Source organism: Streptomyces sp. NPDC087844 (assembly GCF_044742785.1).
GTDB lineage: Bacteria > Actinomycetota > Actinomycetes > Streptomycetales > Streptomycetaceae > Streptomyces.
This window is the reverse complement of record NZ_JBIUVD010000003.1, coordinates 363,961-378,371: the sequence shown is the minus strand read 5'-3', so window position 1 is coordinate 378,371 and position 14,411 is coordinate 363,961. Positions and strand designations below refer to the sequence as shown.

Genomic DNA, 14,411 nt, shown 5'->3' with positions numbered 1-14,411 from the left:
GGACCGGAGCAGCAGGAAAACAGGGGAGAGGGACGCACGGAATCATGAGCGTGGTCGGGCAGGTTCTCTACGTCGTGCTGATGTGTTTCCTCATCGTGCTGATCTTCCGGTTGGTCATGGACTACGTGTTCCAGTTCGCCCGCTCATGGCAACCCGGCAAGGCGATGGTGGTCGTCCTTGAGGCGACCTACACTGTCACTGATCCACCGCTCAAGCTTCTGCGGCGGTTCATTCCGCCGCTACGTCTCGGGGGCGTGGCGCTCGACCTGTCCTTCTTCGTACTGATGATCATCGTCTACATCCTGATCTCCGTTGTGAGCCGGCTGTGAACGATACGGTCTTGCCGAACGCCGACGATGCCGACGACTACGTTGAGGTGAAGAGATGCCGTTGACCCCCGAGGACGTGCGGAACAAGCAGTTCACGACCGTCCGCCTCCGAGAAGGCTATGACGAGGACGAGGTCGATGCCTTCCTCGATGAGGTCGAAGCCGAACTGACCCGCCTGCTCCGCGAGAACGAAGACCTGCGCGCCAAGCTGGCCGCCGCCACACGCGCCGCCGCGCAGAACCAGCAACAGGGCATGCGCAAGCCGCCCGAACAGCAGGATCCGCAGCAACAGCAGGGTCCGCCGCAGGGCATGCGCGGCGGTCCGGGCGCTCCCGTACCCGCCGGCATATCGGGCCCGCCGCAGCAGCAGATGGGTGGCCCCATGGGTGGCCCGCCCCAGCTGCCGAGCGGCGCACCGCAGCTGCCCGCGGGCCCCAGCGCCCAGGGTGGTCAGCAGGGTCCCGGCCAGATGGGCCAGGGCGGCCCCATGGGTCAGGGCCAGATGGGCCAGGGCCCCATGGGTCAGGGTCCGATGGGCCAGGGCCCCATGGGTCAGGGCCAGATGGGCCAGGGCGGCCCCATGCAGGGTCAGATGCAGCAGCAGATGCCCCAGCAGATGGGCGGCCCGATGGGCGGTCCCATGGGTGGTCCGATGGGCGGGCACGGCCCGCAGATGGGACAGCCCGGTCAGGGCCCCGGTGGCGACAGCGCCGCCCGAGTGCTCTCGCTGGCCCAGCAGACCGCCGACCAGGCGATCGCCGAGGCCCGTTCCGAGGCCAACAAGATCGTCGGTGAGGCCCGCAGCCGCGCCGAGGGTCTGGAGCGCGACGCCCGTGCCAAGGCCGACGCCCTGGAGCGGGACGCGCAGGAGAAGCACCGCGTCGCGATGGGCTCCTTGGAGTCCGCCCGCGCCACGCTGGAGCGCAAGGTCGAGGACCTGCGAGGCTTCGAGCGCGAGTACCGTACGCGTCTGAAGTCCTACCTGGAGTCGCAGCTGCGTCAGCTGGAGACCCAGGCCGACGACTCGCTGGCTCCGCCGCGTACCCCGGCGACCGCCTCGCTTCCGTCGTCGCCGAGCCCGTCCATGGCTCCGGCCGGGGCGAGCGCGCCGTCCTACGGTGGCAACCCGATGGGCGGCCCCGGTCCCGGTGCGCAGTCCTACGGTGGCCAGCAGCAGATGTCGCCGGCCATGACCCAGCCGATGGCGCCGGTCCGGCCGCAGGGGCCCTCGCCCATGCAGCAGGCGCCTTCGCCGATGCGTGGCTTCCTGATCGACGAGGACGACAACTGACGGCCTCCCGCACGCCGTAGGCGTCGGCAGCGTTCAGGGCGGAGCCCCCGGATATCCGGGGGCTCCGCCCTTTTCTGCCGTCTTTTTTCTGCGTCCGGGGGGAGGCGGCGAAGGCCCCGGTCCACCAGAGGTTCTGGTGGACCGGGGCCTTCGCGGTGCTCGGGGTGGGGGTGGGGGTGGGGTTATGCCTTGCGGAGGCGGAACACCAGGGACAGCGGTTCGTCCGTGAACGGGGTGCCGTACGTGTCGTCCGCCTCTCCCTGGGCGAAGGCCGTCGCCAACACCTCGTCCGAGATCAGGGCGGAGTGCTCGGTGAGCGCCGCGATGACCTTCGGGTCCGTGGACGTCCAGCGCAGGGCGATCCGGTCGGCCACGTCGAGGCCGCTGTTCTTGCGGGCCTCCTGGATCAGACGGATGGCGTCCCGGGCCAGGCCGGCCTGCCGCAGCTCCTCCGTCAGCTCCAGGTCGAGCGCGACCGTGGCACCGGAGTCCGAGGCGACGGACCAGCCCTCGCGCGGGGTCTCCGTGATGATGACCTCGTCCGGAGCGAGCGTGACGGTCTCGCCGTCGACCTCCACCGACGCCGTGCCCTCGCGCAGGGCCAGGGACAGTGCCGCGGCGTCGGCCTCGGCGACGGCCTTCGCCACCGCCTGGACGCCCTTGCCGAACCGCTTGCCGAGCGCCCGGAAGTTCGCCTTCGCCGTCGTGTCGACCAGCGAACCGCCCACCTCGGACAGCGACGCGAGCGAGCTCACGTTCAGCTCCTCGGTGATCTGCGCGTGCAGCTCACGGTCGAGGGAGCCGAAGCCGGTCGCCGCGACCAGCGCGCGGGACAGCGGCTGGCGGGTCTTGACACCCGACTCCGCGCGCGTGGCACGGCCCAGCTCCACGAGACGGCGTACGAGCACCATCTGCTTCGACAGCTCCGGGTCGATGACGGACAGGTCCGCCTCCGGCCAGGTCGACAGGTGCACGGACTCCGGGGCGTCGGCGGACACCGGCACCACGAGGTCCTGCCAGACCCGCTCGGTGATGAACGGGGTCAGCGGGGCCATCAGCCGCGTGACCGTCTCGACGACCTCGTGGAGGGTGCGCAGCGCCGCCTTGTCGCCCTGCCAGAAGCGGCGACGGGAACGGCGTACGTACCAGTTCGACAGGTCGTCGACGAAGGCCGAGAGCAGCTTGCCGGCCCGCTGGGTGTCGTAGGACTCCAGAGCCTGCGTCACCTGGTCGGTGAGCGCGTGGAGTTCGGACAGGAGCCAGCGGTCGAGGACCGGGCGGTCCGCCGGGGCCGGGTCGGCCCCGCTGGGCGCCCAGCCCGCCGTGCGCGCGTACAGGGCCTGGAAGGCGACCGTGTTCCAGTACGTGAGGAGCGTCTTGCGGACGACCTCCTGGATGGTGCCGTGGCCGACGCGGCGGGCCGCCCAGGGGGAGCCGCCGGCCGCCATGAACCACCGCACGGCGTCCGCGCCGTGCTGGTCCATCAGCGGGATCGGCTGCAGGATGTTGCCCAGGTGCTTGGACATCTTGCGGCCGTCCTCGGCGAGGATGTGGCCGAGGCAGACCACGTTCTCGTAACTGGACCTGTCGAAGACCAGCGTGCCGATGGCCATCAGCGTGTAGAACCACCCACGCGTCTGGTCGATGGCCTCCGAGATGAACTGCGCCGGGTAGCGGCGCTCGAAGAGTTCCTTGTTCTTGTACGGGTAGCCCCACTGCGCGAACGGCATCGAACCCGAGTCGTACCAGGCGTCGATGACCTCCGGCACGCGCGTGGCCGTCTTCTCGCGCCCGGTCTTCTCGCACTGGGGGCAGGCGAAGGTGACCTCGTCGATGAACGGGCGGTGCGGGTCCAGCCCCGACTGGTCGGTGCCGGTCAGCTCGGTCAGCTCCGCGCGGGAGCCGACGACGGTGAGGTGGTCGTCCTCGCAGCGCCAGATCGGCAGCGGGGTGCCCCAGTAGCGGTTGCGGGACAGGGCCCAGTCGATGTTGTTGTTCAGCCAGTCCCCGTAGCGGCCGTTCTTGACCGAGTCCGGGAACCAGTTGGTCTTCTCGTTCTCCTGGAGGAGCCGGTCCTTGATCGCCGTGGTGCGGACGTACCAGGACGGCTGCGCGTAGTAGAGGAGCGCGGTGTGGCAGCGCCAGCAGTGCGGGTAGCTGTGCTCGTACGGGATGTGCTTGAAGAGCAGCCCGCGGTTCTGGAGGTCCTCCGTGAGCTTTTCGTCGGCCTTCTTGAAGAAGACACCGCCCACGAGGGGGACGTCCTCCTCGAAGGTGCCGTCGGGGCGCACGGGGTTCACGACCGGCAGCCCGTACTCGCGGCAGACCAAGAGGTCGTCCGCGCCGAAGGCGGGGGACTGGTGGACCAGACCCGTACCGTCCTCGGTCGTCACATACTCCGCGTTGACCACGTAGTGGGCGGGCTCGTCCTTCGGAAACTCGACGAGCTCGAAGGGACGCTGATACGTCCAGCGCTCCATCTCGGCGCCCGTGAAGGACTGTCCGGTGGTCTTCCAGCCCTCGCCGAGGGCCTTTCCGACGAGCGGCTCGGCGACGACGAGCTTCTCCCGGCCGTCCGTCGCGACCACGTACGTCACGTCGGGGTGCGCGGCGACCGCCGTGTTGGACACCAGGGTCCACGGGGTCGTCGTCCACACCAGGAGCGCGGCCTCGCCCGCGAGCGGACCGGAGGTGAGCGGGAAACGGACGAACACCGAGGGGTCGACGACCGTCTCGTAGCCCTGCGCCAGCTCGTGGTCGGACAGGCCCGTGCCACAGCGCGGGCACCAGGGGGCGACGCGGTGGTCCTGGGTCAGCAGACCCTTGTTGAAGATCTCCTTGAGCGACCACCAGACGGAGTCGATGTACTCCGGGTCCATCGTCCGGTACGGGTCGTTCAGGTCGGTCCAGTAGCCCATGCGGGTCGTGAGCTCTTCGAACGCGTCGGTGTGGCGGGTCACGGACTCACGGCACCTGGTGTTGAACTCGGCGATGCCGTACGCCTCGATGTCCTTCTTGCCGTTGAAGCCCAGCTCCTTCTCGACCGCCAGCTCCACCGGGAGGCCGTGGCAGTCCCACCCGGCCTTGCGGCCCACGTGGTAGCCGCGCATGGTGCGGAAGCGCGGGAAGACGTCCTTGAAGACACGGGCCTCGATGTGGTGGGCGCCCGGCATGCCGTTGGCCGTGGGCGGGCCTTCGTAGAACACCCACTCCGGGCGGCCCTCGGACTGCTCCAGGGTCTTGGCGAAGATCTTCTGCTCGCTCCAGAAGTCGAGCACGGCGTGCTCAAGAGCGGGCAGGTCGATCTGGGCCGGCACCTGGCGGTACTGCGGCTGTGTACTCGGCTGCGTATCCAACGAACTTCCTCCGGCGGACTTCTGCCTTCCGTCCGGAGGGACGAGAGCTGGGCTGTCACCTGCGCCGTGTGCGGCGCGCTCCCGCGGTACCACCCTCCTTGGCCCTCCGCCGCTTTCCGCACGTCGGTGAGCCCCCTCATTGGGGTCGCGATACCGGTTCTACCGGCCGCTGCGGACTCGCTGCGGCTTTCTTCCGGCGGCTCCGGGGTGATCTTCGCGTCGCGCTCGCCCCCGGGCTCACACCGTCCCCGGGTCGCTCCTGGCCGCTTTACGCCGCTACTCGTCCCCATCCACGCTTCTCGCTGCGCCCAGTGTACGGCGCCGGGCCGACAACGGCCGACCGGTTCTGCCGGGCCCGCGGGAGAGGGGCGGCGCCGCGCGGAAGCGGTGGGCACTGACCCGAATGCCGAGGCGCCGGTGTTCACGTCCCGGGACGGCCGGCGCGGCGGATTACCCGGCGGGGAGCTGGGCACAACGCTTGCAGACCCGCCGCGCGGCGGGCGCGGGGCGGGCGGATCGGGCGGCGTGCCCCGTTGCCGCGGGACTCAAGTCGATTTATCGTCCCAGCACGATTCGCGTGCAAGGTCACAGAATGTGAAGGGGCCGCGGCCATGGTGGCGAAGAAGACCGCCGTACAGCAGTCGGCGTCCGGCAGATCCATGGGGGCGGCCGGTGACTCCGGGGCGGCTGCCGAGGGTGTCAGCGGCAGGAGGAGCGCCACCGGGAAGACCGCCGACGCGAGCAGAACTGCCTCCGGGACGAGCAGCGGGACGAGCAGCGGGACGGCCTCCACGGAGACGGTCCCTGCGAAAACGGCCCCTACGAAGAAGCCTCGTACGAAAACGGCCGCTACGAAGCCGGCTACCGCGAAGACGGTGGCCGCGAAGACGGCTTCGGCCAGGACGGGGGTCTCCGAGGAGATGGCGGTTTCTGCGAAGCAGGCCGTCGGGGGGACGGCACCCGCCAAGACCGCCGGTACACGGCCGGTCTCCGCGAAGGCGGGGAAGACGGCCGGGAAGTCCGCCGCGCCGGTGAAGCGGGCGCCCCGGAAGGCGGCCGCCGGGAAGGGCACACGCACGGCCAAGAAGGCGGTCGCTTCCGCGGCCGACGGAGCAGCGGCACAGGCCGCCGAGACGACGGGAGCCACGACGGTGGTTGCGAAGAAGACCTCTGGCACGGCCGCGGCGGCGGACAAGCCCACCGCGGTTCCCAAGGCGCGGGTGGCCGCGGCGGAACCCGGCGAGCTCGCGGTACGCCCCGGCGAGGATCCGTGGACGCCCCAGGAGGCCGCGGAGGCGCGCGAGGAGCTGCTCTCCGAATCCCTGCGGCTGCGGGCCGAGATCACGCACTCCGAGGAGTCCCTGGCGGGGCTGATGCGCGACTCCGGGGACGGGGCGGGCGACGACCAGGCGGACACCGGCACCAAGAACATCACGCGTGAGAGCGAGATGGCCCTCGCGGCCAACGCGCGGGAGATGCTGGAACAGACCGAGCGTGCCCTGGAGCGCCTGGACACGGGTACGTACGGGCTCTGTGAGAACTGCGGCAACGCCATCGGGAAAGCTCGTATGCAGGCCTTCCCGCGGGCCACGCTGTGCGTCGAGTGCAAGCAGAAACAGGAGCGCCGCTACTGACGTCCCGCTGATCGAACAACGATCCGCCCGGTGTGCCTCCTGGGCACCTGACCGCGGCGGACCGTGCCGTACCCTCGTGCTCAGTCAGGCACCTAGGTCGAGGGACTTACTCACGTGGCAGAGGCGGAGCGCATCATCGGTACGCCGGATACGCCGGATACCCCGGGCGCGGCGGGGGCCGAGCCGGAGCAGCCCGACAGCGGGGCGACCTCGGACGAGGTTGCGGCGCCGAGGGGCAGGCGCCGGATCGCCGTGCTCTTCACCGTCGCAGCCCTGGCGTACGCGCTGGACCTGATCAGCAAGCTGATCGTGGTCGCGAAGCTGGAGCACCACGAGCCGATCGAGATCGTCGGGGACTGGCTGAGGTTCGAGGCGATCCGCAACGCCGGGGCGGCCTTCGGTTTCGGCGAGGCCTTCACGATCATCTTCACGTTGATCGCCGCCGCCGTGATCGTGGTGATCGCCCGGCTCGCCCGCAAGCTCTACAGCCTGCCCTGGGCGATCGCGCTCGGTCTGCTGCTCGGCGGCGCGCTCGGCAACCTCACCGACCGGATCTTCCGTGCACCGGGTGTCCTGGAGGGCGCGGTCGTCGACTTCATCGCCCCCAAGCACTTCGCGGTCTTCAACCTCGCCGACTCCGCGATCGTCTGCGGCGGCATCCTCATCGTGCTGCTGTCCTTCCGGGGCCTGGACCCGGACGGCACCGTCCACAGGGACTGAGCAGGCCGCGGTACGGCCCGCGGGAGCCGGGCGCGCGGGCTGCCGTGAGCCGGCGTCTCACCCGTCCGGCATACTCGACGGGTGAGTACCGTTCCCGATATCCGTACCCTGCCCGTGCCCGACGGCCTGGAGGGCGAGCGTGTCGACGCCGCCATCTCCCGCATGTTCGGCTTCTCCCGTACGAAGGCCGCCGAGCTCGCCGCGGCGGGGAAGGTCACGGTCGACGGCTCGGTGGTCGGGAAGTCCGAGAGGGTGCACGGCGGCGCCTGGATGGAAGTCGAGATGCCACAGGCGGCCGCGCCCGTGCAGATCGTCGCCGAACCCGTCGAGGGCATGGAGATCGTGCACGACGACGACGACGTGGTCGTGATCGTCAAGCCGGTCGGTGTCGCCGCGCATCCCAGCCCCGGCTGGTCGGGCCCGACCGTGATCGGCGGCCTCGCCGCGGCCGGGTACCGGATCTCGACGTCGGGCGCCGCCGAGCGCCAGGGCATCGTGCACCGCCTCGACGTGGGCACCTCGGGCCTGATGGTGGTGGCCAAGTCGGAGTACGCGTACACGTCGCTCAAGCGCCAGTTCAAGGAGCGCACGGTCGACAAGCGCTACCACGCGCTCGTTCAGGGCCACCCCGACCCGACCAGCGGGACCATCGACGCGCCCATCGGCCGGCACCCGAACCACGACTACAAGTGGGCGGTCACGGCCGAGGGCAAGGACTCCGTGACCCACTACGACCTGATCGAGGCGTTCCGCTCGGCCTCACTGCTCGACATCAAGCTGGAGACCGGGCGTACGCACCAGATCCGCGTCCACATGTCGGCCCACCGGCACCCCTGCGTCGGCGACCTGACGTACGGCGCCGACCCGACGTTCGCCAAGCGGCTCGGGCTCACCCGGCAGTGGCTGCAGGCGGTACGGCTCGGATTCGAGCACCCCGGGGACGGGCAGTGGGTCGAGTTCGAGGCCGGCTACGCCGACGACCTGCAGCAGGCGCTGGACCGCGTGCGGGAGGAAAGCAACGCATGAGCCCGTCGTCGGGCCCGCCGCCCTACGTGGTGCGGGTCGCCGAGGATCTCGCCGACCGTGCGGCCTGCTTCGCGGTGCGCAAGGAGGTCTTCGTCGTCGAGCAGCAGGTCCCCGAGGACCTGGAGTACGACGCGTACGACGCCGGTGCCGTACATGTGGTCGCCGTGGGCGAGGACGGGCTGCCGCTCGGCGCGGGACGGCTGCTGCACGGCGAGGCGGCGGTCGCGAAGACCGGCGGCGTGGCCGGTGTCGGCTCGCTGGGGCGGCTCGCCGTCGTGCGGGCCGCACGGGGGCTGGGAGTCGGGGTCGCGCTGGTGCGGGGGATCGAGGACGCTGCACGCGCGCGTGGGCTGACGGCGGTCGACCTGCACGCGCAGACGCACGCGCTGGGGTTTTATGAGCGGTTGGGGTACGTGGCCTACGGGCCCGAGTTTCCCGATGCCGGGATTTCGCATCGGGCGATGCGGCGCTCTCTTTAGGCGTGCGTTCGGGTGCGTTCGGGTGGGCTCGGGTGGGCTCGGGTTGTTCTTCGGGTACCGGGCCGGTGAGGGCCGTGAGGGCTTGTCGCGCGGTTCTCCGCGCCCCTGAAGGGCGTCTCCTGGTGCGTCTGCGTGTGGAAACTGCGTGCGGTGGCACGCTTGGGGTCTGGCCTGTTTTCAATGTCTAGACCCCTGGAGCCCTGAACGTGGACCAGCTGGCCCTGTTGTTCGTGCTGTTGCTCGGGGCCGTCGTCAGCGTTCCGCTGGGGGACCGCTTCGGACTTCCCTCGCCGGTGCTGATGACCCTGCTCGGGATCGTGCTGGCCGTCCTCGACTTCGTACCGAACGTGGACATCCCGCCCGACCTGATCCTGCCCGCGCTGCTTCCGCCACTGCTCTACGCAGCCGTACGGCGCACCTCCTGGCGGCAGTTCACCGCCAACAAACGGCCGATCTTCCTGCTCGCCGTGGCCCTGGTGTTCGTCACCACCGCCGTGGTCGCCGCGGTCGCCCACTCGATCGTGCCCGGCCTGCCGATCGCCGCCGCCGTGGCGCTCGGCGCGCTGGTGGCGCCGCCCGACCCGGTCGCGGCGACCGCCGTCGCGGGACAGCTCGGCCTGCCGCGCCGCCTGGTGTCGATCCTGGAGGGCGAGGGTCTTTTCAACGACGTGACGGCCATCGTGCTCTACCACGTGGCCATCGCCGCCGCGATCAGCGGCTCCTTCTCGTTGCAGGGCGCGGCACTCGACTTCCTGCTGTCCGCCGTCGTCGCGGTCGCCGTGGGACTCGGGCTCGGCTGGGCCGCGAACCGGCTGATGGACTCCCTCGGGGACCCGACGCTGCAGATCAGTCTGACCCTGCTCGTGCCGTACGCCTCGTACGTGCTCGCGGAGGAGCTGCACGGGTCCGGAGTGCTGGCGGTGCTCACCACCGCGCTGTTCCTGGCGGAGTACGCCAACGACGCCGACGACGTCATGACGAGGCTGGCCGGGCACACCTTCTGGAACATCGTCGACACGCTGGTCACCGGAGTGGCCTTCGGGCTCATCGGACTGGAGCTGCACAACGCGATCCGCACGGCGTCGGGACGCTGGGGGGAGCTGCTCGGCTGGGCCGCCGCGATCGTGGGGGTCGTGGTGCTCGTACGCCTGGTGTGGCTGCTGCCCGCCACCTGGCTGACCAAGCGGCTGCACGCGAAGCGGGATCTCGACGAGGACATCCCGACGACCTGGCGGGAGACCGTCGTCATGTGGTGGGCCGGGATGCGCGGGGTGGCCTCCGTCGCGCTGGCGCTGGCCATTCCGCTGGAGATGGAGAACGGGGAGCCGTTCCCCAACCGCGACGAGATGATCTTCGTCGCGTTCGGGGTGATCATGGCCACGCTCGTGCTGCAGGGGCTGAGTCTGCCGTGGCTGGTGCGCAGGCTCGGTGTGCAGGCCGACACCGACCGGGAGAAGGAGTTCGAGAAGACGCTTGCCGTGCGGGCGGCCAAGGCGGCGAAGCTGCGGTTGCGGGAGCTGGGGGAGACGGAGGATCTGTCCGACGAACTCACCGAGCAGTTGCTGCGGCGGGCGTTCGACATCGGGTACCGGATCAGTCCCGACCTGGGGGAGGACGAGCGGCGGGAGGCGCATGAGCAGCGGGCTCGGCGGATCAGGCTGGTGCGGCGGATTCAGGGGGAGATGCTGTCCGCCGCTCGGCATGAGGTGTTGGCCGCGCGCAGTGAGCCGGGGGCGAATCCGGAGGTGGTCGACCGGGTTCTGCGGCATCTGGATGTGCGTAGTTTGAAGTAGGGGCTTGCGGGGGTTGGGGGCGGGTGCGGGTCCGGTGGGGGCTTGTCGCGCCGTTCCCCGCGCCCCTTTAAAGATTGCGCCGTTCCCCGCGCCCCCAGAAGACGAAAGATTGCGCCGTTCCCCGCGCCCCTGGAGGGCGAAAGATTGCGCAGTTCCCCGCGCCCCTGACAGGCAAAAGATTGCGCCGTTCCCCGCGTCCCTTGGTAGTGGGGGCGTGGGGAACTGCGTCGGGTGGGTCAGCCTCGGCCTGTGCGGGGAGGTTCTGTCGCTCGGCTTCGGGTCGACGTGCGGGGGCGGTGGGGTTCGGTGCCGTTCGGGTGCGGGATGGTGCCCCGGGGCAGGATCGCGTCGGCCGTGTTGACGCGGGGCAGGGCGTACGGGTGGTGGACGGTCAGCCAGCGCAGCATCTGTTCGCGGACGGTGACCCGGACCGTCCAGACGTCGTCCGCGTCCTTCGCGGTGACCAGCGCGCGTACCTCCATCGTGCTGGGTGTGGAGTCGGTCACGGCGAGGCCGTAGTCGCGGCCGTCCCAGGCGGAGCACTCGCGGAGGATGTCCCGGAGCTTGTTGCGCATCTCCTCGACGGGCGCGCTGTGGTCCAGGTGGAAGAAGACCGTCCCGGTCATCTGCACCCCGCCGCGGGACCAGTTCTCGAACGGCTGCGAGGTGAAGTACGAGACCGGCATCGTGAACCGGCGCTCGTCCCAGGTGCGTACGGTCAGGAAGGTGAGCGTGATCTCGTCGACCGTGCCCCACTCCCCGTTCACCACCACCGTGTCCCCGAGCCGCACCATGTCGCCGAAGGCGATCTGCAGTCCGGCGAACATGTTGGCGAGTGTGGACTGCGCGGCCACACCGGCGACGATGCCGAGGATGCCGGCCGAGGCGAGCAGCGAGGCGCCGGCCGCGCGCATCGCCGGGAACGTCAGCAGCATGGCGGCGACCGCCACCACACCGACGATCGCGGAGACGACACGCTGGATCAGCGTCACCTGCGTACGGACCCGGCGGACCCTGGCCGGATCGCGGTGGGCGTGCGCGTAACGGGAGTACGAGGACTCGACGATCGCCGTGGCGATCCGCACCATGAGCCAGGCGGTGGAACCGATGAGGACCAGGGTCAGGACCTGGCCGATCCCCGAGGAGTGCTCGGCCGCGATGTCCGCCTGGTCGTAGAGCCCTCTCAGCATCGCGGCGCACATGGCGAACTGCAGCGGAAGACGGCAGCGGCGCAGCAGGCCCCACAGCGGGACCTGGTGGTGGCGTTGATCGGCGCGTCGCAGCAGCAGGTCGACCAGCCAGCCGACGAGCAGCGTCACCACGAGCGAGCCGCCGATCACGATCAGCGGGCGAAGCACGTTCTCCATGCCTTCGACCGTAACCGGCCCACCGGGGTCACTAACCTGTGCCCCCGGTCATATCCGGGGTGACCGCGTTGTCAGTGGCGGCTGGCACCATGACCTCATGAACATCATGCTCTTCCATTCGACCTTCGGACTGCGGCCCGCGGTGCGGGACGCGGCGGACCGGCTGCGCGCCGCGGGACACGAGGTGTGGACGCCCGACCTCTTCGAAGGGCGCACCTTCGAGACCGTGGAGGAGGGCATGGCCTTCAAGGACGAGCTGGGCAAGGACGAGCTGCTCAAGCGCGCCATCCTGGCGGCGGCGCCCTACTCGGAGCGGGGGCTCGTGTATGCGGGGTTCTCGCTGGGCGCGGCGACCGCGCAGACCCTGGCACTCGGCGACGACAAGGCCCGCGGACTGCTGCTCCTGCACGGCACGTCCGACATCGCGGAGACCGCCTCGGTGGACGAGCTGCCGGTCCAGCTGCACGTCGCCGAGCCGGACGCCTTCGAGCCCGACGACTGGCTGACCGCCTGGTATCTGCAGATGGGCAAGGCGGGGGCCGACGTGGAGGTGTACAGATACGCGGGCGCCGGACACCTGTACACCGACCCCGGTCTCCCGGACTACGACGAGGAGGCCGCCGAGGCCACCTGGCGGGTGGCGCTCGGCTTCCTCGAAACCCTGTGACCGGCGACACCGTGTGACCGGCGGGATCCTGTAGCCGGCCGCGGGCACCGCCGGGCTCAGACCGGTTCGTACGTCCGCTCGACCTTCTGCGTGCCGCTGCGCGTGCGGTACGAACGGGCCCAGGACGCCGTCGCGTTCGTGCTCGTACGGTCGGAGAGGACGTAGTAGTCCATCTGCGCCCGCTCGGCGGTGAGGTCCAGCACGCCGTAGCCGTGGCGGTCGGTGTCGACCCAGTGGACATGCCGGTTGGCGGTCCGGATCACGGGTGACGCCAGGGCCGAGACCGTACCCTCGGGCACTTCGACGAGGTCGTCGAGGTTGTCGGAGGTCACCGAGGTGACGACGAACTCGGTGGCGGCGGAGGCCGACAGCGGATACGTACCGGCGTTGTACGGCACGTCGTTGGCCCAGGCCATATGGATGTCGCCGGTGAGGAAGACCGTGTTGCGGATCGCGTTGTCCCGCAGGTGCGCGAGGAGTTCGCGGCGGTCGTCGGTGTAACCGTCCCACTGGTCGGTGTTGAGGGCGAGGCCCTCCTCGGGCAGGCCGAGCAGTTCGGCGAGGGGCTTGAGGAGTTCGGCGGAGAGCGAGCCGATGGCGAAGGGGGCGATCATCACGGAGTTGCCGACCAGCCGCCAGCTGGTGTCGGAGGAACGCAGACCCGCCTTCAGCCAGTCGAGCTGGGCCCGGCCGGTGAGCGTACGGTCCGGGTCGTCCACGGTGCCGTCGCCGGCCTTCACCTGCTGCGAGCGGTACGAGCGCAGGTCGAGCAGGGAGAGGTCGGCGAGCCTGCCGAAGCGCAGCCGCCGGTAGGTGGTCCCCTCGACGGCGGGCCGCACCGGCATCCACTCGAAGTAGGCCTGCTTGGCGGCGGCCTGGCGGGCGGACCAGGCGCCCTCGGCGCCCTCGGTGTGGTTCTCGGCGCCGCCCGACCAGGTGTCGTCGGCGAACTCGTGGTCGTCCCAGATCGCGATGACGGGGGCTGCCGCGTGCAGGGACTGCAGGTCCGGGTCGGTCTTGTAACGGCCGTGCCGGGTGCGGTAGTCGGCGAGGGTGACGATCTCGTGCGCCGGGGCGTGCGGGCGTACGACGGTGCCCCGTGTCGCGTACTCGCCGGTGCCGTACTCGTAGATGTAGTCGCCGAGGTGCAGCCAGGCGTCCAGGTCGCCGCGCGCGGCCAGGTGCCGGTACGCAGAGAAGTATCCGGCCTCCCAGTTGGCGCAGGACACCACGCCGAAGCGCATCCCGGCCACGGCCGCGTCGTGGGCGGGGGCCGTGCGGGTGCGGGCGGCCGACGAGTCGGCGGAGCCGCTGGAGAAGCGGAACCAGTAGTCGGTGGCGGGCTTCAGGCCGCGGACGTCCGCCTTGACGGTGTGGTCGGAGGCGGCGGTCGCGGTGGTGGAGCCCTTCGCGACGATCGTCGTGAACGCCTTGTCCGCGGCCACCGTCCAGCCGACCTCGACGTCCGGGCCGAGCCCGGAGCCGGGGGCCGCCTCGGCGGTGGGGGTCACCCGGGTCCACAGAAGGATGCCGTCCGGCAGGGGATCGCCCGAGGCGACGCCGTGCAGGAACGCGGGAGCCTCGGCGGCGCGGGCCGGCAGCGCCGCGGCGAGCGGGGCCCCGAGCACGGCGGTGGCCGCGGCCGCCTTGACCACCGTGCGGCGGCTGAGGGCGGGGGAGTCGGGGTGGGAGTGGGATCTGATGCGACTGGTCACGGCCGGTCAGATTACTGATGGGTAGGGCTTTCCG

At 70.5% G+C, this 14,411-nt stretch carries 11 protein-coding genes; 8 read left to right on the top strand and 3 right to left on the bottom strand.

The window, feature by feature from the left end; genetic code table 11:
* Positions 1–44: 44 nt before the first annotated feature.
* Both ACIOKD_RS08570 and ACIOKD_RS08565 read left to right on the top strand, forming a co-directional pair.
* Entirely contained in the window at positions 45–329 is a 285-nt protein-coding gene (locus tag ACIOKD_RS08570) for a YggT family protein (protein WP_107017493.1), read from the top strand.
* A gap of 55 nt (positions 330–384) precedes the next feature.
* Entirely contained in the window at positions 385–1,620 is a 1,236-nt protein-coding gene (locus tag ACIOKD_RS08565) for a DivIVA domain-containing protein (RefSeq protein WP_402080066.1), read from the top strand.
* Between the two features lie 182 nt (positions 1,621–1,802).
* Here the strand turns inward: ACIOKD_RS08565 and ileS are convergent, their stop codons facing one another.
* Positions 1,803–4,976 carry an isoleucine--tRNA ligase gene (ileS, locus tag ACIOKD_RS08560; RefSeq protein ID WP_402080064.1) on the bottom strand — a complete coding sequence of 1,058 codons (3,174 nt, stop codon included), beginning with the start codon at positions 4,974–4,976 and terminating at the stop codon, positions 1,803–1,805.
* Between the two features lie 611 nt (positions 4,977–5,587).
* Here ileS and ACIOKD_RS08555 point away from each other — a divergent pair.
* The 5 genes from ACIOKD_RS08555 to ACIOKD_RS08535 all read left to right on the top strand — a co-directional run bounded on the left by ACIOKD_RS08555 (position 5,588) and on the right by ACIOKD_RS08535 (position 10,628).
* Positions 5,588–6,610 carry a TraR/DksA C4-type zinc finger protein gene (locus ACIOKD_RS08555; RefSeq protein ID WP_402080061.1) on the top strand — a complete coding sequence of 341 codons (1,023 nt, stop codon included), beginning with the start codon at positions 5,588–5,590 and terminating at the stop codon, positions 6,608–6,610.
* Positions 6,611–6,724: 114 nt separating this feature from the next.
* Positions 6,725–7,330 (top strand): signal peptidase II, encoded by a 606-nt coding sequence (gene lspA, locus ACIOKD_RS08550; RefSeq protein WP_402080059.1) that lies wholly within the window; start codon positions 6,725–6,727, stop codon positions 7,328–7,330.
* A gap of 81 nt (positions 7,331–7,411) precedes the next feature.
* Positions 7,412–8,356 carry an RluA family pseudouridine synthase gene (locus ACIOKD_RS08545; RefSeq protein WP_402080056.1) on the top strand — a complete coding sequence of 315 codons (945 nt, stop codon included), beginning with the start codon at positions 7,412–7,414 and terminating at the stop codon, positions 8,354–8,356.
* Positions 8,353–8,835 carry a GNAT family N-acetyltransferase gene (locus ACIOKD_RS08540; protein WP_402080054.1) on the top strand — a complete coding sequence of 161 codons (483 nt, stop codon included), beginning with the start codon at positions 8,353–8,355 and terminating at the stop codon, positions 8,833–8,835. Before ACIOKD_RS08545 ends, ACIOKD_RS08540 begins: the two co-directional genes overlap by 4 nt.
* Positions 8,836–9,041: 206 nt before the next feature.
* Positions 9,042–10,628 carry a Na+/H+ antiporter gene (locus tag ACIOKD_RS08535; RefSeq protein WP_402080051.1) on the top strand — a complete coding sequence of 529 codons (1,587 nt, stop codon included), beginning with the start codon at positions 9,042–9,044 and terminating at the stop codon, positions 10,626–10,628.
* A 236-nt stretch (positions 10,629–10,864) separates the two neighbouring features.
* On the opposite strand, the gene ACIOKD_RS08530 is transcribed toward ACIOKD_RS08535, so the two are convergent.
* Positions 10,865–11,995 carry a mechanosensitive ion channel family protein gene (locus ACIOKD_RS08530; protein WP_402080048.1) on the bottom strand — a complete coding sequence of 377 codons (1,131 nt, stop codon included), beginning with the start codon at positions 11,993–11,995 and terminating at the stop codon, positions 10,865–10,867.
* A gap of 97 nt (positions 11,996–12,092) precedes the next feature.
* Here ACIOKD_RS08530 and ACIOKD_RS08525 point away from each other — a divergent pair, with 97 nt between their 5' ends.
* Entirely contained in the window at positions 12,093–12,662 is a 570-nt protein-coding gene (locus ACIOKD_RS08525; protein WP_402080046.1) for a dienelactone hydrolase family protein, read from the top strand.
* Between the two features lie 56 nt (positions 12,663–12,718).
* Here the strand turns inward: ACIOKD_RS08525 and ACIOKD_RS08520 are convergent, their stop codons facing one another.
* Entirely contained in the window at positions 12,719–14,377 is a 1,659-nt protein-coding gene (locus ACIOKD_RS08520; RefSeq protein WP_402080043.1) for an alkaline phosphatase D family protein, read from the bottom strand.
* Between the last annotated feature and the right edge of the window lie 34 nt (positions 14,378–14,411).